At 60.0% G+C, this 26,939-nt stretch carries 20 protein-coding genes; 9 read left to right on the top strand and 11 right to left on the bottom strand.

Annotated features, from left to right (window positions below; translation table 11 throughout):
- The first annotated feature begins 30 nt into the window (after positions 1-30).
- Positions 31-1,164: an efflux RND transporter periplasmic adaptor subunit gene (locus tag LB519_RS15230; RefSeq protein WP_224620424.1), complete on the top strand. Its 1,134-nt coding sequence runs from the start codon at positions 31-33 to the stop codon at positions 1,162-1,164.
- Positions 1,161-4,295: an efflux RND transporter permease subunit gene (locus LB519_RS15225; RefSeq protein ID WP_224620423.1), complete on the top strand. Its 3,135-nt coding sequence runs from the start codon at positions 1,161-1,163 to the stop codon at positions 4,293-4,295. Before LB519_RS15230 ends, LB519_RS15225 begins: the two co-directional genes overlap by 4 nt.
- A 334-nt stretch (positions 4,296-4,629) precedes the next feature.
- Here LB519_RS15225 and LB519_RS15220 read toward each other — a convergent pair whose 3' ends face one another.
- The 6 genes from LB519_RS15220 to LB519_RS15195 all read right to left on the bottom strand — a co-directional run bounded on the left by LB519_RS15220 (position 4,630) and on the right by LB519_RS15195 (position 11,215).
- The gene (locus LB519_RS15220; RefSeq protein ID WP_224620422.1) at positions 4,630-5,664 is read right to left on the bottom strand and encodes a phosphotransferase family protein; all 1,035 of its coding nucleotides are present in this window, start codon (positions 5,662-5,664) and stop codon (positions 4,630-4,632) included.
- 1 nt (position 5,665) lies between these two features.
- Positions 5,666-7,246, bottom strand: coding sequence for an AMP-binding protein (locus LB519_RS15215; protein ID WP_224620421.1), 1,581 nt, complete (start codon positions 7,244-7,246; stop codon positions 5,666-5,668).
- A 40-nt stretch (positions 7,247-7,286) separates the two neighbouring features.
- Positions 7,287-8,000: a 3-oxoacyl-ACP reductase FabG gene (gene fabG / locus LB519_RS15210; protein WP_224620420.1), complete on the bottom strand. Its 714-nt coding sequence runs from the start codon at positions 7,998-8,000 to the stop codon at positions 7,287-7,289.
- The gene (locus LB519_RS15205) at positions 7,997-9,226 is read right to left on the bottom strand and encodes an acyl-CoA dehydrogenase family protein (RefSeq protein ID WP_224620419.1); all 1,230 of its coding nucleotides are present in this window, start codon (positions 9,224-9,226) and stop codon (positions 7,997-7,999) included. The genes fabG and LB519_RS15205 overlap by 4 nt, the downstream gene beginning before the upstream one ends.
- Before the next feature lie 7 nt (positions 9,227-9,233).
- Positions 9,234-9,986, bottom strand: coding sequence for an SDR family NAD(P)-dependent oxidoreductase (locus LB519_RS15200; protein WP_224620611.1), 753 nt, complete (start codon positions 9,984-9,986; stop codon positions 9,234-9,236).
- 131 nt (positions 9,987-10,117) lie between these two features.
- Positions 10,118-11,215 carry an ABC transporter substrate-binding protein gene (locus LB519_RS15195; RefSeq protein WP_224620418.1) on the bottom strand — a complete coding sequence of 366 codons (1,098 nt, stop codon included), beginning with the start codon at positions 11,213-11,215 and terminating at the stop codon, positions 10,118-10,120.
- A 47-nt stretch (positions 11,216-11,262) separates the two neighbouring features.
- Here LB519_RS15195 and gcvA point away from each other — a divergent pair, with 47 nt between their 5' ends.
- On the top strand, positions 11,263-12,291 hold the full coding sequence (gcvA, locus tag LB519_RS15190) for a transcriptional regulator GcvA (protein WP_224620417.1): 1,029 nt from the start codon (positions 11,263-11,265) through the stop codon (positions 12,289-12,291).
- A gap of 208 nt (positions 12,292-12,499) precedes the next feature.
- Here gcvA and putA read toward each other — a convergent pair whose 3' ends face one another.
- Together putA and LB519_RS15180 are read right to left on the bottom strand one after the other, a co-directional pair.
- Positions 12,500-15,679 carry a bifunctional proline dehydrogenase/L-glutamate gamma-semialdehyde dehydrogenase PutA gene (gene putA / locus LB519_RS15185; protein ID WP_224620416.1) on the bottom strand — a complete coding sequence of 1,060 codons (3,180 nt, stop codon included), beginning with the start codon at positions 15,677-15,679 and terminating at the stop codon, positions 12,500-12,502.
- A 126-nt stretch (positions 15,680-15,805) separates the two neighbouring features.
- Complete coding sequence (locus LB519_RS15180) at positions 15,806-16,741, bottom strand: LysR family transcriptional regulator (protein ID WP_224620415.1); 936 nt, start codon at positions 16,739-16,741, stop codon at positions 15,806-15,808.
- 154 nt (positions 16,742-16,895) lie between these two features.
- Here LB519_RS15180 and LB519_RS15175 point away from each other — a divergent pair, with 154 nt between their 5' ends.
- Positions 16,896-18,185, top strand: a complete 1,290-nt coding sequence (locus LB519_RS15175) for an aspartate aminotransferase family protein (protein ID WP_224620414.1) — start codon at positions 16,896-16,898, stop codon at positions 18,183-18,185.
- Positions 18,186-18,214: 29 nt separating this feature from the next.
- Here LB519_RS15175 and LB519_RS15170 read toward each other — a convergent pair whose 3' ends face one another.
- Positions 18,215-18,823: an RBBP9/YdeN family alpha/beta hydrolase gene (locus LB519_RS15170; RefSeq protein WP_224620413.1), complete on the bottom strand. Its 609-nt coding sequence runs from the start codon at positions 18,821-18,823 to the stop codon at positions 18,215-18,217.
- A 104-nt stretch (positions 18,824-18,927) separates the two neighbouring features.
- Between LB519_RS15170 and LB519_RS15165 the strand changes: the two genes are divergently transcribed.
- Complete coding sequence (locus LB519_RS15165; protein WP_224620412.1) at positions 18,928-19,404, top strand: Lrp/AsnC family transcriptional regulator; 477 nt, start codon at positions 18,928-18,930, stop codon at positions 19,402-19,404.
- Between the two features lie 469 nt (positions 19,405-19,873).
- On the opposite strand, the gene LB519_RS15160 is transcribed toward LB519_RS15165, so the two are convergent.
- On the bottom strand, positions 19,874-20,608 hold the full coding sequence (locus tag LB519_RS15160) for an SDR family NAD(P)-dependent oxidoreductase (protein WP_224620411.1): 735 nt from the start codon (positions 20,606-20,608) through the stop codon (positions 19,874-19,876).
- 94 nt (positions 20,609-20,702) lie between these two features.
- Here LB519_RS15160 and LB519_RS15155 point away from each other — a divergent pair, with 94 nt between their 5' ends.
- Complete coding sequence (locus tag LB519_RS15155) at positions 20,703-21,629, top strand: LysR family transcriptional regulator (RefSeq protein ID WP_224620410.1); 927 nt, start codon at positions 20,703-20,705, stop codon at positions 21,627-21,629.
- Positions 21,630-22,245: 616 nt separating this feature from the next.
- On the opposite strand, the gene LB519_RS15150 is transcribed toward LB519_RS15155, so the two are convergent.
- Positions 22,246-23,703: an NAD-dependent succinate-semialdehyde dehydrogenase gene (locus LB519_RS15150; RefSeq protein ID WP_318011927.1), complete on the bottom strand. Its 1,458-nt coding sequence runs from the start codon at positions 23,701-23,703 to the stop codon at positions 22,246-22,248.
- A 157-nt stretch (positions 23,704-23,860) separates the two neighbouring features.
- Here LB519_RS15150 and LB519_RS15145 point away from each other — a divergent pair, with 157 nt between their 5' ends.
- The 3 genes from LB519_RS15145 (at position 23,861) to gabT (ending at position 26,884) form a co-directional block, all read left to right on the top strand.
- Positions 23,861-24,199: a tRNA-binding protein gene (locus tag LB519_RS15145; protein WP_224620409.1), complete on the top strand. Its 339-nt coding sequence runs from the start codon at positions 23,861-23,863 to the stop codon at positions 24,197-24,199.
- Positions 24,200-24,219: 20 nt separating this feature from the next.
- Complete coding sequence (locus LB519_RS15140; RefSeq protein ID WP_224620408.1) at positions 24,220-25,443, top strand: NAD(P)/FAD-dependent oxidoreductase; 1,224 nt, start codon at positions 24,220-24,222, stop codon at positions 25,441-25,443.
- A gap of 136 nt (positions 25,444-25,579) precedes the next feature.
- The gene (gene gabT / locus LB519_RS15135) at positions 25,580-26,884 is read left to right on the top strand and encodes a 4-aminobutyrate--2-oxoglutarate transaminase (RefSeq protein ID WP_224620407.1); all 1,305 of its coding nucleotides are present in this window, start codon (positions 25,580-25,582) and stop codon (positions 26,882-26,884) included.
- The last annotated feature ends 55 nt before the right edge of the window (positions 26,885-26,939 follow it).

The raw sequence follows: 26,939 nt of genomic DNA, 5'->3' as shown, positions 1-26,939 counted from the left end.
CGAAGCGCGCTTGGGCGTCTTCGTCCGCTGGTGCGCGCAGCCGCGATTTTCGCGCTGTTCCGCGTTGCCGCTGTTCTATCGCTCTTCGTTGTCCCGGCGCTCTACAGTCGTTTCATGGAGTCGCCGGCTGCCCAGCCGGCACTACACAATGCGTCGAAGCCAGCGACACTGACCGTCACGGTTGCCGCGGTCGAGGAACATCGCATCGACGAGGCCGTGCTGGCGACCGGCACTGTGGTGGCCTGGGAGGAACTTCAAGTCGCTGCCGAGACAGCGGGACTGGCCATCACCGAGGTGCTGGTGGGTGAGGGTGATCACGTCGAGAAGGGACAACTCCTGGCGCGCTTGAACGATGTTCAGTTGTTGGCCCAGATGGAACAGCAGAAGGCATCAGTGGCCGAGGCGAAGGCCAATCTCGAGGCCGCCCAAGCCGAGCTAGGGCGCGCGCAACAGCTTCTGGAACGCAACGCCACCAGCCGGCAGAATGCGGATCAGCGCGCAACCGCTGAAAAGACGGCTGCTGCGCGTCTTGCGGTCGCAGAAGCTGGCCTGGTTCAGTTGCATGCCCAGCTGGCGCGGGCCAGCATCCGCGCCCCCGCCTCCGGATACGTTTCAAAGAAGTCCGCTGTTCTTGGACAGGTGGTGCAGACCGGTGCCGAACTGTTCCGCATCGTGCGCGATAGCCGGCTCGAGGTGGAGGCCAAAGTCCCGGAGGGAGATCTGTTCGAGGTCATCCGGGGGGGACAGGTTGCGGTCACCGGTCCGGCGGGGCGAACGATTGAGGGTGAGATCCGCGCAGTGGCGCCAATTGTCGATCCGCGGACCCGCCTCGGCACCGTCCATGTGGCTCTTCCCTCAGATTCCGGTCTTTTGCCCGGCATGTTCGCCCGCGTGGAGATCACCACACGCCGCCGAGTTCCCCTTGCCATACCGGAGAAAGCCCTGGTCTGGCGCAACGGCGGGAAGGCGGTCTTCGCGGTTCAGGAAGGCACAGTCTCGCTGCGGCCCGTCGAAACGGGTGTCCGGCGGGGGGGCTGGATCGAGATAGTGTCCGGCCTCGCCCCAGGTGAGCGCATCGCCGTAAAGGGCGCCGGCTTTCTGCGAAACGGCGATCGCGTACATGTCGAACTCGCGACAGCCGATGGTGCGGAGGTAGGCCGATGAACAATCTGTCCTCGTGGTCGATCCGCAACCCGATTCCCACCATCGTTCTGTTCCTGGTCCTCACGCTCGCCGGCGTGCTGGGATTTATCAATCTCGGCATCAACAACATGCCCGACATGGACATCCCGACGGTGACCGTGACGGTGATGCAAGCTTCTGCTGCGCCTTCCGAGCTTGAAACCCAGGTGACCCGGATCGTCGAGGACGCTGTTGCCGGCCTGGGCAATGTCGATCACATCCGATCCACTGTGAAAGAAGGTGTCTCGACGACAAATGTCGAATTCGCTTTGGGCACGGATACACAGAAGGCTGCCAATGATGTCCGAAATGCCGTCGCAAGTATCCGGGCGAGCCTACCGGCGGATATCCAGGAGCCCCTTGTCCAGGAACTCAACGTTTCGGGCGGGGCGATCCTCACCTTTGTGGTCACCGCCCCCTCCATGAATCCCCAGGCCGTGAGCTGGTTCGTCGACAACGATGTCGCCAAATCTGTCCTCTCGGTTCATGGCGCCTCGAAAATCGAGCGGGCCGGCGGCGTCGACCGCGAGATCCGCGTTGCGCTGGATCCCGATCGCATGATGGCGCTCGGGATCACAGCTGCCGAGGTCAACCAACAGCTGCGCGAGGTCAACACCGACCAGCCAGGCGGGCGCGCTACCATTGGCGGCAGCGAGCAGGCAATACGCACTCTTGGGGCGGCACGGACCATCGAGGCGCTCGCCGGCACACGCCTGACGCTCTCTGACGGGCGTACCGCTCGGCTCAAGGACATCGGCCTGGTCGAGGACAGTTGGGCGGAACCGCGCCAACGTGCCCGCCTCGGCGACGCGGAAGTTGTCGCCTTCAGCGTCTACAGGACTGTCGGGTCGAGTGAACTCGACGTTGCCGAAGCCGTGCGAGAGAAGGTCAAGGAGCTCGACCAGGAACATGACGATGTCGCTATCCGTGAAGTCACATCGTCCACCACTTTCGTGGAGGAGAGCTACGCTGCTGCGCTGGAGGCGCTGTGGATCGGGGCCCTGCTGGCGGTCATCGTAATCTGGCTGTTCCTGCGCGACTGGAGGGCAACGCTCATCTCTGCGGTGGCACTGCCGATGTCTCTCATCCCCACCTTTGCCGTCATGAGCGCATTCGGCCTGTCGCTCAACAATATCACGCTGCTCGCTTTGGCTCTCGTGGTCGGCATTCTCGTGGACGATGCCATTGTCGAGATCGAGAACATCGTTCGCCATATGCGGCAGACCGGTAAAAGCGTGTACGAGGCGGCAATGGAGGCGGCGGACGAGATCGGGCTCGCGGTAGTCGCCACCACCGCCACAATCGTCGCCGTCTTCCTGCCGGTGGCTTTCATGCCCGGCCTGCCTGGTCAGTTCTTCCGAAATTTCGCCATTGCCGCCTGTGTCTCCGTCGCTTTCTCGCTGCTCGTGGCGCGCATGCTCACGCCTCTCATGGGGGCATATCTGTTGAAAGCGGCTCCGAAGGAGCACGACGAGCCGTTCTGGCTGCCCGCCTACCTCTCTGTCTTGAGGATCGCGCTGCGTTTTCGGTGGATGACCCTCGTGCTCGGCATCGTGTTCTTCGTCGCCGCGATGGGACTCGTGCGGTTCATGCCATCCGAATTCTCTCCCGCCCGCGACCTTGGCCGGTCGATGCTGTCGCTCGAGTTGCCCGCCGGCTCCACCCTGGCCGATACTGACGCGGCAGTCCTCAGAGCAACCGAGATCCTGAAGGGATATCGCGAAGTCCAATCCATCTATTCCGCCATAGGCACCCAGACGTCGGGGGGCAAAGGCGCCGCAGCCCTGGGCACGTCATCCGCAGGGGAGGTGCGCAGGGCCACCATTACCGTCAATCTCAAGCCGAGGACTGAGCGCGACCGCTCGCAGCAGCAGTTCGAAGCCGTTGCCGCCGCCGCGCTTGTGGCCGTTCCTGGGGCGAAAATGCGTTTCGGCGCTGATGGCCAGTCCGGGGCAAAGGTCGCGATCACGCTGACAGCCGACGATAGTGCCGCGCTCGCGCGTGCAACAGACGCGCTGGAGCAGGACATGCGAAGCGTATCAGGCATCAACAACGCAGGCTCGACCGCAAGCCTCGCCCGGCCTGAACTTGTGATCAGGCCAAAGCCCGACAAGGCGGCCGAAATGGGAGTTTCCTCGGCCATGCTCGCCGAGACCGTAAGCATTGCAACCCTCGGCGCGGCAGAGCAGAACCTGCCCAAGTTCAACCTGACTGGCCGTCAGGTCCCGATCCGGGTCATGCTGGACGAGCACGCGCGCGACGACGTTGCCTGGATCGCCGGGCTGCAGCTTCCTGCCGGCAACGGGACCATCCCGCTCGGGTCCGTGACCGATATGAGTTTTGACGTTGGTCCTGCTCAGATCGACAGGCTGGACCGGCGAGGCAGCGCGACGGTTGAAGGGGAACTGGCTGGTCTCACGCTCGGCCAGGCGACCCAGCGACTGCGAACCATGTCTGCGATGAAATCTCTTCCGCCTGGAGTGATGGAGGTTCCGGCCGGGGATGTTGAGCGCATGCAGCAGCTCTTCAGCGGATTTGCTGTGGCGATCGGTTCCGGTGTCGTCCTGATGTATGCTGTGCTTGTTCTGCTGTTCGGCACTTTTGTTCAACCGATTACACTTCTTACGGCCCTCCCATTGTCGCTTGGCGGTGCGCTCGGGGCGCTGATGCTCACGCGCGGGTCGCTTGCTGTACCAGCACTCATCGGCATCCTGCTTCTCATGGGAATTGCCGCGAAGAACTCGATTCTTCTTGTCGAGTACGCGATCCTCGCGCGGCGCGAGCAAGGTCTCGACCTTACGACTGCCATCCTCGACGCTGCGCGAAAGCGGGCGCGGCCTATCGTCATGACTTCGGTTGCCATGAGCGCCGGGATGTTGCCTATCGCGCTTGGCATCGGCGCCGATGCTGAATTCCGCGCGCCGATGGCCATCGCCGTCATCGGTGGGCTCATCAGCTCAACCGCTCTTAGCCTCCTTTATGTGCCAGTGGTCTACAGTCTGATGGATGGTCTGGAGAACCGGCTTGGGCGACTGCTCGGCCTGATGATCATCCGAGAGCCGCAAACTGAAGTGGTTGGTAACGGGAGCCACGGTGGACATGAGGCGACTTGACCGCCGAGGACCACAGCGGCGCGGGCGAGTAGCGCGGAATGCAGGGGGACTGGCATGAACCAGCGCTGCATGCATCCCCGCTTGCGCAGGCGCGACGCTCGCACGGCTCGATGCGCTTGTGTCCGCAGCCGACGCGGGCTTCGGCGCGGCGCGCGTGTCGCGCTGTTCGAGAATCGCACGCAACACCGACCCGCCTTGCCCCCAAGCGCCTTCCACGCTGCTGGCAATCGCCTGGCTGCGGCAGCATCGATGCCAAGCGGGTGGCGTTGTGCCTTCGGCAATGGCATCAAAAGGGGGCATTGTGGTCTCCGATCGAACACCGCAACATTGTTTGTCACGAGCCAATGCTGGGTTGGACGCGCGCCGCTCTCATGCCCCTTTCGGCAAAGCGGATCGCCAACTTGCCAAGTTGTTCGGCATTGTCGCCGGCGGCATTGCCTTGGCGCGCCCGGTCGGCAATGCCAACGAAAATGACTGCGAAGCGGAACAGCGAAAACGCCACGTGGAACGGCAGAAGCAGGCCTGTGGGAAGCGCGTCTGCATAGTAGCCGGCAAGGAAGTCCGGCTCGGCCGGAATGCCCAGTGCCGCGAGGTTCAGCCCGCGAATGCCGCCATATTCGTCCGGTGTCGTGTGCCAGGCTATCGAGCAAAAACCCAGATCGGCCAGCGGATGGCCGAGCGTAGACAATTCCCAATCGAGGATGGCGACCACGCGCGGCTCGCTCGGGTGGAACAACAGATTGCCGAGCCGGAAATCGCCATGGGCAATCGCCACTTGCCCGTCGTCGGGCGGGAGATTCGAGCTGAGCCAATCCGCCAGCCTGTCCAGTTCCGGAATGTCCCTGGTCGGGGATTCGGCCCATTGCTTCGACCAGCGCGCGATCTGGCGCTCGAAATAGTTGCCCGCGCGGCCGAAATCGCCGAGGCCGACCGCATTGGGATCGATCCTGTGTAGCTTCGCCAGCGTGGAGGCCATGGCGAGATAAATCGCGCGGCGCTCGACCGGTTCGATGCCGGGCAGGGCGGCGTCGTGGAAAACACGGCCTTCCACGCACTCCATCAGATAGAAAGACGGGCCGACCACGTCGTTTTCCGCGTGGTAGAGTACCGGCTTCGGGATTGGCACGTCCGTGCCGGCGAGCGCGCTCAGAACCCGGAATTCGCGGTCGATGGCGTGTGCACCCTTGAGGATCGGACCGGCCGGCTGCTTGCGCAGCACCATGCGGCGGGTGCCGTGATCGAGGAAGAACGTTGGATTGGACTGGCCGCCGCCGATACGCTCAAGACGCATCGGTCCGCCTTCGCCGAAATGGCCGTCGAGGAACAGTTGCAGCCGGGACGCATCGATATCGGCAAAATCGTTCGGCATGTCAGCGCGCCTCCTCGCGCAACACGAACTTCTGGATTTTGCCCGTCGCCGTCTTGGGAAGCTCCCGGAACACGAAGCGCTTCGGCACTTTGAAGCCCGCCAGTCGCTCGCGGCAGAAGGCGAGCAATTCCTTCGCTGCGGCCTGCTGTCCCGATTTCAACTCGATGAAGGCGCAGGGCACCTCGCCCCATTTCGGATCGGGTGCTGCGACCACGGCGGCGAGCAGCACCGCCGGGTGGCGATGAAGCACGCTTTCGATCTCCAGGCTCGAAATGTTCTCGCCACCGGAGATGATGATGTCCTTCGAGCGATCCTTGATCTCGATCGCGCCGTCGGGATGCCGGACAGCGAGGTCGCCGGTGTGGAACCAGCCGCCGGCGAAGGCTTTTTCGGTCGCCTCCTGATCGCGGTAATAGCCGGCCATCAACGTGTTGCCGGCAAGCAGGATCTCGCCCATCGCCATTCGGTCAGCCGCGACATCCTTGCCGTTGTCATCGACCACGCGCACGCGGCTCGCCATGACGTGCGGCACGCCCTGGCGGGCGAGGATGCTCGCCTTCGTCTTGGCGTCGGCCATCGCGACGTCGTCATCCAGGTTGCAGAGCGTCGCCGGGCCGTAGGATTCGGTCAAACCATAGAGGTGGATGAGATCGAAGCCGAGTGCGTCCATGCCCTCGATGAGCGCGGTGGTCGGCGAGGCGCCGCCGGTCGCGACGGTGATGCGCCGGGCCGGGTTCGCGGCCGGGCGGTCGGGATGATTGAGGAGCATGTAGAGCACCACCGGCGCGCAGCTCAGATGCGTGATCTGGTGGCGCTCGATCGCCGCGAAGATGAGCGCCGGATCAATGCGGTCCAGGCAGACATGCAGGCCTCCTGCAGCCGTGATGGCCCAAGTGTGGCACCAGCCGTTGCAGTGGAACATCGGCAGCGCCCACAGATAGACTGTGCGGTGGGTTAGGCCGAGCGCCAGCACGTTGCCGAGCGCGTTCAGATAGGCGCCGCGATGATGATAGACAACGCCCTTGGGTCTGCCGGTTGTTCCGGAGGTGTAGTTGAGACAGATCGGCTGCCATTCGTCGGTGACGAACGCGCGATGATCGAGGGAGTCGACCGTGTCGCTCTCGGACAGCAGGTCGAGGCAGTTCAGTCCTTCATCGGAATTGCCGAGCATGAAGGCCGGCACGCTTCCGGCAATCTCGGGGCAGATCGAGCACGCCGGGTCGAGGATGAGCATGACGCTCTGCGCATGTTCGAGAATGTAGCCGACCGTGTCGGGGTCGAGCCGCGTGTTGATCGCGTTCAGGACGGCGCCGAGCATCGGCACGGCATAGTGCGCTGCAAGCATTTCCGGTCGGTTCGTCGCAACGATGGAGACGACGTCACCCGGCTTCACGCCCCGGCTACGCAGAAAGCCGGCAAAGCGCGCCACCAGTGACGCAAACTCTCCGTACGTCCAGGTGCGGTCGCGCCACGCGACAGCGGGGCGAGTGGGAAACGCCTCGACCGCATGGTCGAGCAGGCCAAGCGGCGTCAGCGGACTGTGGTTGGCGGGGCGTGGGGCGAGATGCGGTTCGATCAGCATCGACGGTTCTTCTGGTCTGGGCAAGCGGAGCTTCGGGAACTCATGGCATCAACTGCCCGCCATTGACCGACAGCACCTGACCGGTGATGAAGCTTGCCTCGCTGGAGGCAAGGAACGCCACCGTGCCTGCGATATCGGCCGGCGCGCCTATGCGTCCGGCCGGAATGCGGGCGATCTCGGCGTCGCGGACATCGCCACGCATGGCTGCTGTCATGTCGGTCTCGATGAAACCCGGCGCCACGCAATTCGCGGTAATGCCCCTGGCCGCGTTCTCCAGGGCAACCACCTTTGTCAGGCCGATCAGGCCGGCCTTGGCGGCGGCGTAATTGGCCTGCCCCGCCTGGCCGCGTTGTGCGTTCATGGAGGAGATGCTGACGATGCGCCCGAAGGCGTGCTCGCGCATGGTCGGAAGAACCGCACGGATAAGGTGAAAGGGACCGGCCAGGTTCACATCGATGACCGCTGTGAAGTCGCGAGGATTCATTTTGTGAGCCATGGCGTCGCGGGTGATACCGGCATTGTTGACGAGAACGGCAACCGGGCCGATGCCGCTTTCGATGCGGCTGACGCAGTTCCGAACAGCGTCAAAATCGGTCACATCGACCGTCTCGCGAACGACCGGCACATGGACATTATCGTCATCCCATGAGCGGTCGAGGCCGGCGACGCGCCAGCCGGCGGCCTCCAGTCTTTTGCAAATGGCCGCGCCGATGCCGCGCGCCGCTCCTGTAACGATGGCGACATCGGGTCTCATCGAGCCGCGCCCTCCACGGCTTTACCTTCGACAGGCCATTGCCAGAACTGCCGGCCCTCCTCTGTCAGGAAGCGGTTGAGCACCATCTTGTGCACCTCGTCTGCGCCGTCGACCAGCCGCGCCTGCCGGGCATAGCGGTAGATCCATTCGAGCACGGTGTCGGTGGAATAGCCTCGCGCGCCGTTGATCTGGATGCCGGCATCGGCCGCGGCGTGCAGCACGTTGGCGACCACGACCTTCGCCATCGACACTTCCTTGCGCGCGAAGGCGTTCTGATCGAGCGCCCATGCCGCCTTCATGACCAGCAGCCTGCCGATCTCGATGCGCATGGCGAGGTCGCCCAGCATCATCTGGACACTCTCGCGGTCGGCGAGCCGCTGGCCGAATCCGGTGCGTTCGGCCGCATAGGCGGTGGCGATCTCGATTGACCGCTTGGCAAGCCCCAGCCAGCGCATGCAGTGCGTGAGCCGTGCCGGCCCAAGGCGGGTCTGGGTGACCTTCAGCCCACGGCCAAGCCCGCCAAGAATGTTCTCCTCGGCGATCTCGAGGCCATCGAACTCCAGCTCGCAATGGCCGCCATGCTCCTCCGGCCCCATGATCCCGATGCGACGTAGGATGCGCCAGCCCGGCTGGTCCCTGTGATAGAGGAAGGCCGTCAGGCCGCTGCGCGGGTCGTCGGAAGTGCGGGCGATGAGGATGAAATGGCTCGCCTCTTCGGCGCCCGTGATGAACCATTTGCGGCCGGAAACGACATAGCGGTCGCCGCGCTTTTCGGCTTTGGTCACAATCATGGAAGGGTCCGAACCGCCGCCCGGATGCGGCTCGGTCATGACGAAAGCGGAGCGCACCTTGCCTTCGGCGATCGGCTGCAGCCAGCATTGTTTCTGCTGGGGCGTGCCAAGCGTTTCCAGCACCTGCATGTTGCCGTCGTCGGGCGCGGCCGAGTTGAAAACCACCGGGCCGAAAATCGAGCGGTTCATCTCCTCGTAGCACACAGCCATGCCGATCTTGGACATTCCGACACCACCGTTCTCGGGCTTGAGCTGGAGGCACCAGAGCCCTTCTGCGCGCGCCTTGGCGCGCAGGCTGTCGAGCAGGACAAGCGCGACATTGCCATGTGCGTCGTAGCAGGCACGGTCAGCCTCCAGCGGCAGGATATCGCGCTCGACAAAGGCGGCAATCCTCAGGCGGTAGTCTTCGATCTCAGGCGAAATGCGGAAATCCATGCGAGCCTCACAAGGACGAGACGAGATGGCCGCCATCGACGGCAAGCGTGGCGCCAGTGATGTAGCGGCCGGCGTCCGATGCCAGCAGCAGCAGCGCCGCGTCGAGGTCCTCAAGCTGTCCAAGGCGGCGCTGCGGAATGCGATTTATCAAGGCCATGCCGGCACTGGTCGCGAAGAACTCGCGGTTGAGGTCGGTTTCGATGTAGCCGGGGCATAGCGCGTTGACCCGGATGCCGTGGCGCGCCCATTCCAATGCCAGCGATTTGGTAAGTTGGATCAGGCCGGCCTTGGAGGAGGCGTACGCGGACACGCTGCCTGCCACGCGCATGCCAAGGATCGATGCGACATTGACGATTGAGCCGCCGCGCCCCGCCTTGAGCATCGCCGACGCTGCAGCCTTTGCAACGAAGAATGAGCCCTTGAGATTCACGTCGATTGTGGAATCCCATTCCGCCTCGCTTGTCTCCAACGCTGGTCCCGGCAGGCTCACCCCGGCGTTGTTGATCACGATGTCGAACGGTGGCGCTTCCGCGAACGCTGCATCGACTGCAGCCGTGTCGGCCACATCAAGTCGAAGAGCCCGGGCGCTTCCACCCAGTTTCCGGATTTCCGCGCACACGTTCTCAAGTGCTTCCACACGCCTTGCGGCCAACGTCACCATCACACCTTGACGCGCCAGCAATCGGCCGAAGTGGTGCCCAAGCCCGCCGGAAGCGCCAGTCACCAGGCTCGATTTGCCGGCAAGATCAGATCGTTGCATCGGAGATTCCCAGTGAGACGCCATCGGCCGTGCTGTGCGTTTTTGCACCTCACGGCCGCTCGCAAATTTTTGCCAGCGGCCGCTTCGCAAGCGACAATGGGAGAGCCGCTCGTGAAGAACGAAAACCGAAGCTAGTTGATGGCCGGCTTGTAGTTTGATCCATCCCAGGCGTTCATGACGAAGCCGGGGGCATCGATGTTGCCCTTCGCGTCGAATTTGACGTGGCCTATGATCGTGTCGACACCTTCCGAGCGAAGAACTTTCGCAACATCATCTGTTTTGACGCTTTTTCCGGCCTTTACCCCCTCCGCGAATGCCTGGACCGATGCGTAGGCGTACAGGGTATAACCTTCGGCATTGATGTTATTGGCGCGGAGTCGCTCGACAATTGCTTTCGCAGCCGGCGAGGCGCTCGGATCCGCAGGGAATGTGAACAGCGTGTCGTTGCCAGTTGCGCCGACAATGGCTGCGAACTCCGAGGTTCCCAGCGCATCGCCGCCAACCAGTTGCATCTTTAACCCGGCGTCGCCAGCCTGGCGCTTGATCAAGCCCGCTTCCGAATGATATCCGCCGTAGTACAGGACTTCCACATTGGCGGCTTTCAGGCGCGTGATCAGGGTCGAGTAGTCCTTCTCTCCTGGGTTTACGGATTCCTTCACGACGACGTCCGCACCGCCATTTTCAAGTTTGGCCGACACGAGATCGGCAAGACCTTGCCCATATGTAGACTTGTCGTTGACAACCGCGAAACGTGCCTTGAGGAACTTCTTCCCCAGGAAATCAGCGGCAACAATTGCTTGCTGGTCGTCGCCGCCGATGATGCGAAATATCTGTGCCAGGCCACGATCCGTCACGGCCGGATTCGACGAGACCGTAATCTCCAGAAGATTGTTTTCGGCGTAGACTTCGGATGCAGGAATTGTCGATCCCGAGCAGAAGTGGCCGATCATCACCGCAGCCCCCTCCGCGACCACATGGTTCGCCACCGACACGGCTTGCTTTGGATCACATGCATCATCTTCGACGACGAGCTTAAGCTGTCGCCCAAGAACGCCGCCTGCAGCATTGATGTCCTTAACCGCTTCCTGAGCTCCGATCCGCAACTGCTCCCCGAAGGCGGCATATTGCCCAGTGATCGGCCCGGCGAGAGCGACGTTGATATCTTCGGCGCTGCTCGCCCCCGTGAGGGCAGCGAATATCGTTGCAGCGAACATGAATTTCAGTTTCATAGCTTCTACCTCTGGATGGCTGTTATAGGGCGCTGGAGACAAGTTTGTTGTTTCCGCATCCCTCATCTCGACGTGAGGGTATCAATCGCCAGCTGAGTTTCGTGCGCCTGAACCTGTGCTGGCAAACGATGAAAATTCAGTCCTGGGATGAGGTAATTTCGCCTATGTCAAATCATCGTCCGCCGCTGAAGGCGCTGATAACCTTCGAGTGCGCTGCGCGACATCTCAGTTTCAAAAACGCGGCGGAAGAACTGTCTGTCACGCCTTCTGCCGTCAGCCACCAGATAGCCGCCCTTGAGGAACATCTCGGCGTACGGCTCTTTGCCCGGCTGACCCGGGAGCTTCAGCTCACCCCGGAAGGGACCAACTATCTCGCCCTTGTCGGCGATGCGCTGGAGCAGATCGACGATGCTACATCGCTGATCATGCGGACCCCTGCGAAGGACGTCCTGCGCGTCCAGACATCTCCATCCTTCGGCCCGAACTGGTTGCTGCCGCGTCTGGATGGATTTCTTTCCCAAAACCCAACCTTGGATGTCCGAATTGTAGCAACCTACGAACCAGCTGACTTCCATGCATCGCGGCTTGATATGGCGATATGGTACGGCTTTGGAAATTTTCCGAATTGCTACACGGAACCACTGATCGTCGACCGCTATCAGGCCTATTGCTCACCGGACCTTTTGAAGCGGGTGGGTGGTCTTTCAGATCCGTCGGATCTCTCCAAGATGACCTTGATTCACACAGAACGGAACCTGATTACGTGGCGAGCCTGGCTACAAAGCATGGGAATATCGGGAGTCGATTCTCGACGTGGCATTCGCCTGGACCCGTCACACTTGGCAATAGACGCGGCTGTTTCAGGGATGGGAGTCGTGCTCGAAAGCGATGTGCTCGTAGCTGACTTGGTGCGAGACGGGAAGTTGGTTGCACCATTTTCCCACCTGGTCACAAGCAAGTTGGCTTATTATGTGGTTTACCCACTGCAGAACGGGCAGCTGTTGAGAGTTCAGTTGTTCCATGCGTGGCTGAAGTCAATGCTTCCGCCGATTGAGAATGGCCCTCTACCTTCGTAAGCCCGGCTGTCAGATGCCTCGGAGAGAAGCGGCGTATGCAGGGGCGTTAGACTGTGTTCCACCGTGCCTGCCTGCTATCCAGAACAGCGTTCCCGGGGTTGGTGCGCATCCTCCATGAGTGATGGATAAGCCGTCTGCAGGCAGCAGACGATTTGATCGGAGCGGCCGGTGAATCAGATCCATTTTCCGCTGACGCAGATGCGGCCTGTCAGTCATACTGCTCCGCCACGAGACTCGCGTTTCCACCAGCGGCGGTGGTGTCAATCGACAGGGTACGCTCGGTGAGGAAGTGCATCAGATAGTTCGGTCCGCCCGCCTTTGGACCCGTGCCGGACAGGCCCTCACCGCCAAAGGGTTGGACGCCGACAACGGCTCCGATGATGTCGCGATTTACATATATGTTGCCGGCTCTTGCTCTGGAACGAACAAGGTTGACGTTTCGATCGGTTCGGCTGTGTATTCCCAGGGTCAGGCCGTAGCCGGACTGGTTGATCTGGTTCACGACCTCATGCAGCTTGTCAGACGAATATCGGACGACATGGATGATCGGTCCAAATACCTCCCGCTTCAGGTCGCCGATAGAAGTGATTTCGAAAGCGTGTGGCGCAATATAGAAGCCGGTGCCTGTTGCTTTGCTGCCAAGTCGAGCAACTGCAATTGGCCTCGCGCTGTTTTGCATCGTGTCGATGTGCGCCTGAAGTGCCTTTTGTGCTGCCTCATCGATCACCGGCCCGATGTCGGTCGACAAGCTCCGTGGGTCGCCTGTGATCAGTTCCGCCATGGCGCCCGCAAGCATGCGGATAACCTTGTCAGCTATTTCCTCCTGAACAACGAGCAGCCGGGCCGCCGAGCAGCGTTGGCCGGCCGTTTGAAACGCTGAAAGCAGGATGTCCCTGACAACCTGTTCGGGGAGTGCCGAACTGTCGGCGATGATACAGTTAAGCCCGCCCGTTTCCGCCACCAAACGAGCGATCGGCCCGTCTTTCGCAGCAAGTTTCTGATTGATGAGCTTCGCCGTCTCGGTGGAACCAGTAAATGCTACGCCCGCCACGATGGCGTTCTCGACGATCGCAGCGCCTACGGCTTCGCCGGTACCCGGGAGGAAGTGAAACACGTCCTTCGGAATTCCTGCTTCGAGAATGAGATCCGAGACGAAAGCACCGATCAGCGGCGTCTGCTCTGCTGGCTTGGCAATGACCGAGTTCCCGGTAACCAGTGCGGCAACGATCTGCCCCAGGAATATGGCAACGGGAAAATTCCAAGGCGAGATGCAGACTTGAACTCCACGCGCGCTATAGGTGAATTCGTTTCTCTCGCCTGTTGCCCCTGGAAGCAGGACGGGTTCTGCGAGTAGCCTCCGTGCCTCGGTAGCATAGTAGCGACAGAAATCGATGGCCTCCCGGATCTCCGGGAACGTGTCGGGAATGGTCTTCCCGGCCTCGCGTACCAGGAGGGAAACCAACTCAACCTGCCTTTCCTGAAGCAGGTCGGCGAGCCTTTCCAGGCAGCGCGCTCTTTCTTCAACGGGTGTGGCGTTCCAGCGCGGCCAAGCTTGCGAGGCTATCTGCAACGCGCTGGCAATGTCACTGGGAGAGGCGTCCGTCACAAACCCTACGGTGATGTCAGCGCTGATCGGTGAGAGCGCAATCCGTGAGGGGCCAGCTTTCTTCTCCCCGTTTACAAGCGGAGCTGCGGAAAAGTGGCGACCATCAAGTTCTTCGAGTTGCCGAAGCAGCGACGTGCGTTTGAAACTGTCTGATAGGTCATAGCCGCCGGAGTTCGCTCGCGCTGCGCCGAAAAGCAGAGGCGGAACGGGAATGCGGGGATCCCGCAGTGTGGGTAGCTGCCTCACGATAGAAACAGGATCGGCAATGACCTCGGAAACCGGCACCTCAGGGTCCGCGACTTTGCTGACAAATGCGCTGGAGGCTCCGTTCTCGAGAAGCCGGCGTACCAGATAGGGCAAGAGGTCGTCGTGGCCACCAACAGGTGCATATACCCGACACGGTATACGGATCCCCCCTGTGCCGACAATCTGGTTGTAAAGACCTTCTCCCATTCCGTGCAGCCGCTGAAACTCGAAATCGCGCGTTTCCTTTGTCAGTTCCAATATCGTGGCAACGGTTCTGGCATTATGCGTGGCAAACATCGGATAGAAGCAGTCAGGCTTCGCCAGAAGTTTGCGAACGCAGGCGATGTAGGAAATGTCGGTAGCAGCCTTCCTTGTGAAGACTGGATAGTCCTCGAACCCTTTGACTTGCGCGAATTTGATTTCCGTATCCCAGTAGCCGCCTTTCACAAGACGGATCATCAGCCGGCGTCCGACTTGTCCGGAAAGCGCGGCCAGCCAATCCAGCACATAGGGGGCACGTTTCTGGTAGGCTTGAACGACGAGACCAAAACCCTCCCAGTCCCCAAGTTCGCTATCGCGGAAAACGCGGGCAAGGATCTCAAGCGACAACTCAAGTCGATCGGCCTCTTCGGCGTCGACAGTCAGGCTGATGTTCGCCTGTTTGGCCGCCAACGTCAGGGATCTCAGTCGCTTCGTCAACTCGACCAGAACTCTGTCGCGTTGGGCGAATTCATAGCGCGGATGAAGAGCCGAAAGCTTTACGGAGATGCCCGGCCTGTCACGCAGCGTTTTGCCAGCGGCGATCTTTCCAATCGACTCTATGGCGTCCAGGTAGGAGCCAAAATAGCGCTCGGCGTCTGCTTCTGACCGGGCAGCTTCACCCAGCATATCAAAGGAAAAAGTGTAACCACGCGCATTATACGGGGCCATTCCGTGCAGGGCTTCGCCGATTGTCTGCCCGACGATGAACTGGCGGCTGAGTGTGCCCATGGCAGCGCGCACCGCGCTTCTGATTGCCGGCTCGCCGAGCTTCGCTGAGAGCGAACGAAGGCTATCCAAGACGGGTATCTGCTCCGATCCGAAGTATCGGAGACTGCGACCGGCAATGTGTAGACCCATTGACGACAGGTTGATCTGCGCAGACTTTTTTCGGCCAGTGAATTTGAGCCAATCGCCTCCAGCAAGTTTGTCGGCTATGAGCGCATCGCTGATCTGCCTGTCTGGAATGCGGATCAGAGCCTCGGCAATGCACATAAGGCCGAGACCTTCGGATTCGGTAAGCTTGTATTCTGCCATGAAGGTTTCGAGTGACGACGCACTGATCCCTTTGGCTCGCATCGTCTCCACAAATTTGGCAGCCTGTCGACTAATTCGCCGATCTGCCTCCTGACCGAGATCGGCTTGGATGCTGAGACGCCGCAACGCGTCCTCTTCATCTTCCCTGTAATGTCTGCCGAGTTCTTCCCACAGGAGATCGAGTTCGCCTGACTTGGCCCGATTGGAAACCAACTTGTCATTTGAGGCTTGCAGATTCATTTCCCGGTCTCCTGAACAACTGCTACGGCGATCTGGATGAGAGAACGCTGCAAGGTTCCGGATCGGGTATCATTCGAGAGAGAAGCGCGACAAACGAAGAAAAATCAGCCCAGCGAAGAATTCAATTCATGCCGCCTTGCCGGAAGGGGCGCCATTTTCAGACATGGACAGCCTGGCGCAGGCGACGAGCCATTCTTGGAAGGCTGCCAATCCGGCGCGCTGGGGTTTCCTGCCTTGCAGCAACCAATAAGCATCCCAGATCAAACCCGAACCAGGCACACAAGGAACCAACAATCCCTTCGTCATTTCGGCTTCGGCCAATACATCACTCTCGAGAACGATGCCGAGGCCGGCTGCGGCTGCTTCGATCGCCACATCGGAGGGGTCGAGATGTATCTCTCTGACAAGATCCGTTTCGATTTCGATCCCGTTGGCGGCGGCCCATCTGTCCCAAGATATGTGGTTCACGCTCGTGATGATTATGGGATTGGAGAGAAGTATGTTGACCGTGTCTCCCCCCATTTTTTCTACAAACGAGGGATGGCACAGCGGCTGAACTGTCTCTCGAAGCAGCAATGTTTCGGTCGCATTCTTTGTCGTTGCCCTGCCGTACGAAACTGCAAAATCGACCGCCTCCAGATCCACACCTGCTCGCCCTGTTTCGGCGACCACTCTTACGTCGATCGACGGATGTGCTGTTAGGAAACCTGGCAACCGAGGCAAAAGCCAGCGAGCAGCAAAAGACGGTGGCGTGTGAATGGTGACTACCTGATTGCGTTGACCGCGAGGACCTTTCTTGACAACGCGGTTCATCGCGCGCCTAAGCAATTCGAATCCCTCGGCGATTTCGCCCTGGAATCTTTTCCCCTCATGCGTGAGGACTACGCCGCGGCCAGCCCGCACGAAAAGTTCCAGACCGATTCTTGCTTCCAGCAGTCTGATCTGGTGACTGATCGCCGATGGCGTCAGGCCAAGTTCGTCCGCGGCTCTCTGAAAGCTGCCGAGCCTTGCAGAAGCCTCGAAAGCGACGAGGGCCCTGAGTGGCAAACTGCCTGCTGACATCTCTTTACCCCCTGCATCGGTGCGCTGGACTTCGGATCGTCGCAAAATAGTGAATCCAATTCACGAGTCCAATGAGTTCTTTGCGGTTGTGTCTCGCGCCCTCGCCGAAGATAGAGTCCGAGCTTGCGGCTCACTCCAGCGCTCAAGGTCCAAAATGTCACTCGATCCAAAACATCCTGGTGTCGACAATTTGCTCTTCTATGGAAGGGACTTCTCCGAAACCATCGTGGAAAGAGCTAGCGGCACCTACATTTACGACCAGAATGGCCGTGAAATAATTGACTTTTCGTCTGGTCAAATGTGCGCAACACTTGGGCACAACCATCCTGTTATCGTCGAAGCGATTGAAAAATCCTGCAAAAGCGTAATACACTTGGATAGTACGAAACTGTCACGGGCGGTACTCGACCTCGCGCAAGAACTCTGCCAACTCCTCCCTGCCCAACTCCAGAAGGCAATGTTCCTGAACACAGGGGCGGAGTCGAACGAAGCAGCCATCAGGTTGGCAAAACTCCACACCGGAAAATTCGAGATCGTCGGTTTCACGGGTTCCTGGCACGGCATGACGGCTGGTGCTCAGTCCAACACGTACGCTTCCGCACGGCGCGGCTACGGGCCTTCCGCAACCGGTAACTTTTCCCTTCCGGCACCGAATTGCTATCGATGCCCCATCCGGCACTGCAGCGAAAAATGTGACAAGACGTGCCTGGAAGTGGGCTTTGAGCAATTTGATTCTTGGTCTGTCGGTGCTGCGGCCGCAGTGATCATCGAGCCGGTACAAAGTGCTGGAGGAATGATCGTGCCACCTCCAGGCTATCTCGCTCGGCTAAAGGAGCTTTGCGAGGCGAGGGGCATGATCCTCATCTTTGATGAAGCGCAAACGGGCCTTGGTCGCGTGGGGTCGAATTTTGCATTCGAGACCGAGGGCGTGGTTCCCGATGTCCTCACGCTTTCCAAGACACTGGGTGGGGGCGTACCGCTGGCGGCCACCGTCACTGGTGAGCAGATTGCCGACGATGCGAGAAACAAGGGGTTCAACTTCTACACCTCCCACGTCTCCGACCCCCTGCCGGCGGAGGTCGGACTCGCCATCGTACGCCTCATAGTCGAAGAGTCTCTCGCTCAGAAAGCGCTGGAGATGGGTCAATATCTGACCGAGCGGCTGCGGGAACTTCAGCAAAGGTTCGAGGTGATCGGTGACATACGTGGAAGAGGGCTGTTGGTCGGTGTCGAGTTGGTTGAAGATCGATACACGAAACGCCCGGCAATCGACCTCATCCAACGGGCCTCGAAGCGATGCCTTGAGTTGGGCCTCAACATAAATAAGGCAGGAGGTGGCAACGCCATCTGGCGTCTCGCCCCACCACTCAACATCGAAAAGAGGGATATCGACAGGTCCGTAGCGATTATCGAAGACAGCCTCATCCAATGTGGCGCCTCATGATCTGCAAAACGAGATGATGTTCAGTCGATCTAGTCGCCGTCGAAGCACCGGCTGCAAGGCTTGTCGGTGAAGACCCTTCTTTCGCTCGCGATATTACCTGGAAATTCCAGGCCGGCCGCGAACGCCGCCAAAAGGTCGCGGCCCCGCGGCCACTCTGCCAATCCGGACGCGCCGTTGATGTGACCCGCCGCACCGATCTCGACAATGCCGCTGCCCCATGCGGCGGCCGTCCTGCGAACGTAGCCGACGGTCCCGTACGGATCGTCAGCGCTCGCAATAATAAGCGAAGGAAACCGAAATTTTTCAAGAGGCGTCGGAGCGAAATCGCTCGCTTCGGAAGGAAAGGCAGCGCCCGAGGGGTCCGGCACCGCTACGAGAAACGCGCCCGCGACGGGGAGGGAGGAAACGCGTTGCCACTGAGCGACGAGGAGGCATGAAAGACTATGGGCGACAAGAAGCGGCGGCCTTTCTGAGCCGGCAACCGCAATATCGAGCGCTCCAATCCAATCGGCGAGCCGTGGATGATCCCAATTTTCAGGCGAGAACCGGGTCATCCGTGGATTATCGTGTTGCCACAGGCTCTGCCAATGTGCGTCGCCCGATCCTCCGATGCCTGGAAGGACTATTATATCGGCCATGTTAGTTTCCTCGTGGATTCGAGGAAGATGCCCACTTTCGTTCGAGCGCTGAATAGATAATTATCGGAAAAAGAGGCCAGGTTCCGATAAATTAAAGGTCAGAAATGAACATCTCCGAAACCCGTCGCGCCCAATTGGATCCGACTGACATCGCCATCTTGGAAACGCTTCAGGCGAACGGACGGATTGCCATCTCTGAACTTGGCAGGGCAATCGGGCTTTCTCAGCCTGCGACATCAGAGAGAGTAAAGCGGCTGGAGGATCGTGGCGTCATAGCAGGTTATGGAGTGCGTCTCGATCCCACAGCCTTGGGACTAGGCATGATGGCGGTCATCCGCCTTCGTACCACTCACGAAAACATAAAGCCCTGTCTGAAACAGTTTTCTCAAATGCCACATGTGGTCGAGGTGCTGCGGCTGACCGGCGAAGACTGCTTTCTGCTGAAGGTGCTCGTCCCGTCGCCGGGGCAGCTTGAGACGATCGTGGACTCCATTGCAAAATATGGTGCGGTAACGACCTCGCTCGTACTTCGCGAAGAGCCAAGCAAACCCATCGGGCGTGCGCTTCTTTCCCAACGGTAAGTGGGACATCACTTGCGAACGATCACGCTTGGTGCCCCATGACGGCTATTCTCTATCGTGGGCGTGGGCCGTTCCAGCGCTATTGAACTTCGTGCCAAGTCGGGGCGTGGTGAGGAAGTGCTTCGGTCATCCGCGCAAACAGGCCATCAAGGAACACTGCCAAGTAATGCGTTCGCAGCACCACGTCCTGACTAATGTCACCATATGACAGGGCTGCCAACATTTCGCTGGTGGCATCGAGATTGTTTACCTCGCCTCCCGGTCTCAACTGGTGGCTCTCTGCAGACGCTCGAAGAGCGCGATGTTCAGTTTTTCAGCAGAGATTCGATGATCTTAGATCGCCATTGGCCAAGGCGCAGGCGCTGTGGCGCCGCTCAATCGAAGAGCGGCGTAAACAGCGTCGCGGATCTCGACGGCATACTTTCGGAAAAGACCTTCAAGCGCCGAGAGCGGTAGCATCCGTCTCCGCTCATCCAATTCGCCATCCGCCGTTGACGGGGATGACTGTGCCTGTAACGAAGGAACCAGCTTCCGAGGCAAGCCAAAGAACCGCACCCGCGACGTCTGCCGGCGTGCCCGGACGCCCCAACGGCGTCTGTGCGACAATCTCCGCAACGCGGTCTTCCGGCCAAGCGCCAGTAAAGCCGGTGGCGGCGATAAACCCCGGCGCAATAGCGTTTGCCGTGATCCCGCGCGGGGCCAGTTCGCGCGCGAGGGCATAAGTCAAACCGTGGATACCCGCCTTCGCTGCGGCATAGGCGAGACCGCCGGGCCGGCTACCGCCGGTTTGCGCGCCGATTGAACTGATATTGATAATAGTCCCGCCGGGGCTTTTCAGCTTGGGGGCAACAAGCATCGCAGAGAGAAAGCTGCCCTTCAGGTTAGCGTCGATAACTGCGTCCCAGTTGCTTTCTGCCTCGTCCAGAGGCATCACAAGACTGACCGGGCTGATGAAGCCGGCCGCGTTGATGAGAAGCGAGACGCGCTCAAAATCTCCAACGGCTCGTTCCATGTCAGCGCGTCTTCCAACGTCGGCACAACGCCATTGAACGGCCGATCCGAGTTTTTTTGCCGCCGATGCCAATCGCTCTTCGTTTCGGCCGACAAGAACCACATCGTATTCCGCCTTGATCAATGCTTCAGAAATACCGAAGCCGATGCCGCTAGCTCCACCCGTTACGATCGCCAATTGCCTTTCAAACATCTCATGACCTCACAGATCCATCAACGCTCCCGAGAAACTGAAGCAATTGGTTCGATATGTCGAATACGGTTGATATGGCTCTACGATACAATTAATGTATCGTATGCTAAGCCTTCGCCAGTTCCAGCAGTTCCTAGCCGTCGCTGAGACGATGAATTTCCGACGTGCGGCGGAACGGCTCAACATGGCGCAGCCCCCCTTGACGGCTGCCATTCGGCAAATGGAAGATGACCTAGGCGTGCGCCTTTTCGAGCGCACCAACAGGATCACGAGCCTGACCCAGGCAGGCGAGATTTTCCGTGAGGAAGCGATGCGCACGATCTCGCAGGCCGAACGTGCAGTCGTGCTCACACGGCGGGCCGGACAGGGATCGATCGGAACCCTGCGAATGGGATTTGTTGCCAGCGCGGTTCGGCAATTGGTGCCGCAGATCATCGCCCGGTTCCGACAAACCCAACCGTCCGTGGTTGTGGAGTTGGAAGAGGCAACGACTGCGCGGCAGGTCGCAGCCATTACCGCGGACCGCATGGATGTCGGCATTGTCGCATTGCCTCTTCCCGCCGATGCCGAGGGACTCCTTTCCACAAAAATCCTGATCGAAAGCCACCTGGTCGCCGCGCTCCCCACCGCGCATCCGCTGGCGCGCGCGACCGCTCAGCCGCTCAGGCTGGCCGAGCTGGCAAGAGAACCTTGGGTTCTATTTCCCGGAGGAGAAGGTCCAGGTCTATATGGCGTGATCCTGCGATCATGCGCAGAAGCTGGCTTTTCTCCCCGCGTCTCGCAGCGCGGGGTCCAGATGGAGACGATCGTCGGCCTCGTTGCGGCCGGTCTTGGCGTTGCCGTGGTGCCCGAGCAGTTCCGAACCTCTCCCCGGGCGGGCGTCATATACAGAGATATCGGCGGCGCAGGCACGCCGATCCCTTATCGGGTCGGCCTCGCATGGCGGAGCGGCCAAACACCTGCCGTCCTTTCTGCTTTTCTTGACTGCATGGCGGAGTTGGATGAGCGAGTTCGAACCTGATGATCATTGCGAGTTGCAGCAATCGGCGCTCGGGAAATCCGGTTGGTGTCCGCCACGATAAATCAAGCGAATCTACAATCCCAAACTCGCTGCTGCCGCAATTGCCGTGATACTGATCCGCTCCGCACGATGCCGGAAGCCTCACGGCCAAATGATTTAAACATGACGCCCGGAATTCTTGGGTACCTGAAGACGTCTGTTCGATTGAGGCGAGTGCTTGGTCTCAGTTCAGGTCGCCGCTAGGAGGTCTCCGTCGTGTGCGTCCAGGACGGCGAGTTTCGCAGGTGTTGCAATCTTTCCCTTCAACGATTTCCCGTCGGTGTTAATGAAGTTGGTGCTGGGTTTATGCATCGCAATTATTCTTCAGCCCCTTTGCGATCATTCCGGTTGGTGGCGGCGATCGGTCGAATGCAGCTTTTGGAATGACGCGAAGAAGTCCGGCGGGCGCTGATCTGCAAGGCGCCGTTGAGCTACGCCTGGAACCACACAATGAGCGCAAGGCCGAACGTAGGGAACAAGACATAGAGAAGAGCCGCAACACGCTCTCCTTCGGCGAAAGCTTTGGTGGATTGTCAAATTCAGGCGGTAGAATTCTCTGCTCCATTGGCATTTCCCTTCAGATGCCACCAAGGTGCAGCGTCTTCAGTTCCAGAAACTCTTCCAGCCCATGATGGGATCCCTCGCGCCCGAGGCCGGATTCCTTGACGCCGCCGAAGGGCGCGGCAGTTGTTGAGACCGAGCCCGCATTAATCCCGACCATTCCGAACTCGAGAGCTTCGGCGACGCGGAAGGCACGTGAGATATTCTGTGTGTAGAGATAGGACGCCAAGCCAAAAGGCGTGTCATTCGACATCGCGACCGCTTGCTCTTCAGTCGAGAAGCGGAACAGCGGAGCGACTGGGCCAAACGTCTCTTCCTTGGCGATTTTCATACCGACCGTCGCATCTCTAAGAACCGTCGGCTCATAGAACAGGCCTGACCGCCGTTTGCCACCGACGACTATGGACGCTCCATTCGACGTAGCATCGTCCACATGTTCCTGAATCTTGGCAATCGCCGCCTGATTGATCATCGGGCCGACAGTTGTACCCTCCGATAGGCCGTCGCCGACTATCAGCCTGGAGGTTGCGGCGGCGAGCTTCTCCGCAAATGCGTCATAGAGGCCATCCTGAACAAGGATCCGGTTTGCGCATACGCAGGTTTGGCCGCCATTGCGGAATTTGCTCGTCATGACCCCAGCGACCGCCGCGTCAAGATCGGCGTCGTCAAAAATCAAAAACGGCGCATTTCCACCCAGCTCCAGGCCGACCCGCTTCACCGTCGCGGCGCATTGCTCCATCAGCATCTTGCCCACGCGGGTCGACCCTGTGAACGTGAGCTTCCGCACAACGGGACTGCTTGTCAAAGCACGGCCTATTTCGGCAGCCTGACCGGTCACAATGTTGATGACCCCGTTCGGTACCCCGGCCCTCTGCGCAAGAATGCCGAGAGCCAAGGCAGAGAAGGGCGTGAATTCTGCTGGCTTGATCACAATCGTGCAGCCGGCTGCCAAAGCTGGTGCCGCCTTGCGCGTGATCATCGCATTCGGGAAGTTCCACGGCGTGATGGCCCCGACGACCCCGATAGGGTGTCTTTGCACGATGATGCGGCCATCCACCGACGCTGCCGGTATCGTCTCCCCGTAGATGCGACGCGCCTCCTCGGCGAACCATTTCACGAACGAGGCACCGTACACGATCTCGCCACGCGCTTCCGCGAGCGGCTTGCCCTGTTCCAAGGTCATGATACGCGCGAGGTCGTCACTGTTAGCGATCATGAGCTCGAACCACCGCTCCAAAAGGGCAGCGCGCTCGCCTGCAGTCTTCCGCCGCCACGATTTGAAAGCCATCTCCGCGGCAGCTATGGCGACCTCTGTTTCCTCAGCGCCACATTTTGGAACGCTGCCAATTATCGCGCCTGTGGCTGGATTATCCACGGGGACGACCGCAGCGCTGTTTGCTCCCACCCACTTCCCATCGATGTAGCAAAGCTCTGCAAAAAGCGATGGATCTTTCAGTTGCTGGGCAATGGTCACCGCGCTCTCCAAAATAGGTTTGCCCCGATCATCGCTTAATGTCGAAGCACAATCTGCCGAAGCGATATCCAACATCGACAGCAACGGCCAAAATTGCCCGACGATCTATTCAACAGCGCTGCTGCAGAGGCGCACACTGTGCGAAACGAGGTGAGAAATGGAAAAGACTCAGATCGTCTATGACGATTTTGCCAAGGTTGACATACGGATCGGTCGCGTCCTGTCCGTGTCTTCGTTCGAACGCGCGAGACATCCGGCTTACAAGGTTGAAGTCGACTTCGGCCCACTTGGCCGGAAATGGTCGAGCGCGCAGATCACCAGCTACAAGGCTGAGGACCTGGTGGACCGTTTGGTGGCTTGCGTTGTCAACCTGCCGCCGCGCAACATCGCCGGGTTCAATTCAGAGATCCTGGTCCTTGGCGCGCGCAATACAGCTGGCGAAGTCAAGTTGCTGGCGCCGGCGCACGAGATCGAAATCGGCGAAGCGGTTTTCTGAGTCTGGCTCCGCAACGCATCTTGACGAAAAGCATCCATTTCGAGGAACAAAAGATGGGCATGCAAACCGCAGACTTCATTGTTATAGGCGCCGGCATTGCTGGAGCTTCGGCCGCCTATGAATTGAGCAATGGTGGCAAGGTCATTCTTCTCGAAATGGAGGCCTCGCCGGGCTATCATTCAACGGGCCGGTCTGCCGCGGTGATGACCGAAAATTACGGCCCCGCCCTTTGGAGCCGGCTTGTTACCGCCTCTCGAGATTTCCTTGAACATCCCCCAGAGGGTTTCACCGATGTTCCGCTTGCCACGCCGCGTGGGGCGCTTTTTCTCGCCCGGGATGGTGAGCAAGCCAAGCTCGCTGCAAAGACGCAGGAATTGACACGCAGAGGTGTGGCCATCCAACTGACCTCTTCGGAAGACGCCCTGCGGTTCTGCCCCGTCGTAAAGGCAGGCGAATTCGTCTCGGCTCTTTACGAGCCGGACTGCATGGATATCGACACCAATGCGCTCTTGGCAGGCTATCTGAAGATGCTCCGGGCCCGTGGCGGTCAGCTCGTCACGAATGGTAAGGTCGAAGCACTTAAATGTTCCAACGGCAGATGGACCGTCTCCACGCCGGCTGGAACCTTCGAGGCGCCCGTTGTGGTCAATGCGGCCGGAGGCTGGGTACAGCAGATCGCCGCGCTTGCAGGCCTTTCCTATCGCAATGTCGTCCCATTCCGCAGAACTGCCGTTGTCTTCGATCCGCCGGCCGGCAGTGATGTTCGGACCTGGCCGATGACCTTCGATGTCGCTGAGACGTTCTACTTCAAGCCAGAAGCTGGCCGGATCATGGTATCCCCGGTCGACATGGCGGAGTCGGAGCCATGTGACGCGCAGGCTGATGAACTCGAGGTCGCGATCGCCATTGATCGTATCCACAGGTTCACCACCATGGAAGTCCACAGCGTCAAGCACAAATGGGGCGGGCTGCGGACATTCGCCGCCGATCATGAGCCGATTATCGGTTCTGACCCCGAGGCGCCAAGCTTCATCTGGTTGGCGGGGCAGGGTGGCAATGGCGTGATGGCCGGCGCGGCGGCCGCCCGTCTTGCCGCAAGCTTCGCGCTCAACACCGCGATTCCCGCAGACATCGCAGCCCTCGGAATCACGGCCGAGAACGTCTCTCCCGGCCGGGCCTGCGTTCTCGATGCCGGCGGCGACAGGCCAGCGGTCGGCAGCCTCGAAGCGTTCGAAGCGGTATGATCTGAACCAATCAATAGCGATGTCGGAGGCGTGTGCCGAAGGCGGCATGCCTTCTGGCGCCGTCTCTTTCGAGATTTCCCGTCACGGCTACCCCAAACACTGTCAGCCCGCGACGGGTTGAGAAAGGAAATGCTTCATGTCGTCGAACAAGCGTAGTCCGGGCGAACTCCTGAGCGCTCGCGCCAACAACATCCCAAGGGGTATTCTCACGGCGCATCCCATTGTCGTCGATCGTGCCGAAGGCGCCTGTATCTGGGATACGGATGGCCGGCGTTATCTCGATTTCGTCGGCGGCATCGGCGTCATCAACGTCGGCCACAATCACCCGCGTGTGATCGCGGCCGTTGAGAAGCAGCTAAAACGCCTCACACACACGGCCTTTCAGGTTGCAGCATATGAGCCGTATATCGCTCTAGCGGAACGTCTCAACACGTTGATCGGAAAAGGCGCGGCCTACAAGAGCGTCTTCCTGACCACAGGCGCCGAGGCGGTTGAAAACGCCATCAAGATCGCCCGCAGCTATACCAACCGTCCGGCCGTCATTTCGTTTCGAGGCGGTTTTCATGGACGCACCCTGCTCGGCGTGACGCTGACCGGCTTTGCCCAACCATACAAGCAAAATTTCGGGCCGTTCGCGGGTGAGGTGTTCCACTCGGCTTATCCAGACAGCTATCGTGGCATCACGACTGAAGGCGCGATCGCAGCTCTCGAAGAAGTCTTCGCCACGCAAGTCGCACCGGATCGCGTTGCCGCCATCATTATCGAGCCGGTGCAGGGTGACGGCGGGTTCCTCCAGGCCCCACCTGAATTCCTGCGCGCTTTACGAGAGATCACCGAGCGCCATGGCATCGTCCTCATAGCCGACGAAATCCAGACCGGCTTCGGCCGCACCGGGAAGCTTTTCGGCTTCGAGCATGCCGGGATCCAGCCCGACCTGGTCACGGTTGCCAAGAGCCTTGCGGGTGGGTTTCCACTCTCGGGCGTCGTTGGAAAAGCCGAGATTATGGATGCGCCGGCTCCGGGCGGACTCGGCGGCACCTATGGTGGCAATCCAATAGCATGTGCTGCGGCTCTTGCCGTCCTGGATGCATTCGAGCTGGACGGCCTTGTGGAACGCGCCGTCGCTCTAGGCACAAGGCTGTCCGATGCGCTTGAGGCGTTGAAGGCAAACCATGCCGACATTGGTGTTGTGCGCGGCATTGGCTTCATGCGGGCTATCGAATTTGTCACGGATGGCGAGACAAGGAAGCCGGATGCCGATCGCGCGCAGCAGGTGATGGTGCGTGCGCGGGAGCGAGGCCTCTTGGTGATCAAATGCGGTGTTCATCGAAACATCGTTCGCTTCCTGGCACCGGTGGTCCTTTCCGATGACGACCTCGACGAAGCCATGCGGATCCTGGCCGAGGCCTTGGATGCCGACAAGATATCTGCCGCTGGATAGGGCATGAGAACCTCACGGCCGCTCGCGCCTGGCCGTGATTGCAGCCGCGGAAAGA

The sequence above is a fragment of the Mesorhizobium sp. AD1-1 genome, assembly GCF_020164655.1.
Taxonomy (GTDB): Bacteria; Pseudomonadota; Alphaproteobacteria; order Rhizobiales; family Rhizobiaceae; genus Mesorhizobium; species Mesorhizobium ciceri.
The sequence above is the reverse complement of the archived record's forward strand: the minus strand, read 5'-3'. Positions and strand labels throughout refer to the sequence as shown.

Bases quoted from the DNA above. Each gene is read 5' to 3' on its own strand.
- putA (WP_224620416.1), bottom strand. From the start codon at position 15,679: ATGAATCTGCAAGCCTCAAATGACAAGTTGGTTTCCAATCGGGCCAAG.
- LB519_RS15145 (WP_224620409.1), top strand. From the start codon at position 23,861: ATGGAAAAGACTCAGATCGTCTATGACGATTTTGCCAAGGTTGACATA.
- LB519_RS15195 (WP_224620418.1), bottom strand. From the start codon at position 11,215: ATGAAACTGAAATTCATGTTCGCTGCAACGATATTCGCTGCCCTCACG.
- LB519_RS15175 (WP_224620414.1), top strand. From the start codon at position 16,896: ATGTCACTCGATCCAAAACATCCTGGTGTCGACAATTTGCTCTTCTAT.
- LB519_RS15200 (WP_224620611.1), bottom strand. From the start codon at position 9,986: ATGCAACGATCTGATCTTGCCGGCAAATCGAGCCTGGTGACTGGCGCT.
- LB519_RS15225 (WP_224620423.1), top strand. From the start codon at position 1,161: ATGAACAATCTGTCCTCGTGGTCGATCCGCAACCCGATTCCCACCATC.
- LB519_RS15155 (WP_224620410.1), top strand. From the start codon at position 20,703: ATGTATCGTATGCTAAGCCTTCGCCAGTTCCAGCAGTTCCTAGCCGTC.
- LB519_RS15180 (WP_224620415.1), bottom strand. From the start codon at position 16,741: ATGTCAGCAGGCAGTTTGCCACTCAGGGCCCTCGTCGCTTTCGAGGCT.
- LB519_RS15170 (WP_224620413.1), bottom strand. From the start codon at position 18,823: ATGGCCGATATAATAGTCCTTCCAGGCATCGGAGGATCGGGCGACGCA.
- LB519_RS15215 (WP_224620421.1), bottom strand. From the start codon at position 7,246: ATGCTGATCGAACCGCATCTCGCCCCACGCCCCGCCAACCACAGTCCG.
- LB519_RS15205 (WP_224620419.1), bottom strand. From the start codon at position 9,226: ATGGATTTCCGCATTTCGCCTGAGATCGAAGACTACCGCCTGAGGATT.
- LB519_RS15160 (WP_224620411.1), bottom strand. From the start codon at position 20,608: ATGTTTGAAAGGCAATTGGCGATCGTAACGGGTGGAGCTAGCGGCATC.
- gabT (WP_224620407.1), top strand. From the start codon at position 25,580: ATGTCGTCGAACAAGCGTAGTCCGGGCGAACTCCTGAGCGCTCGCGCC.
- fabG (WP_224620420.1), bottom strand. From the start codon at position 8,000: ATGAGACCCGATGTCGCCATCGTTACAGGAGCGGCGCGCGGCATCGGC.
- LB519_RS15165 (WP_224620412.1), top strand. From the start codon at position 18,928: ATGAACATCTCCGAAACCCGTCGCGCCCAATTGGATCCGACTGACATC.
- LB519_RS15220 (WP_224620422.1), bottom strand. From the start codon at position 5,664: ATGCCGAACGATTTTGCCGATATCGATGCGTCCCGGCTGCAACTGTTC.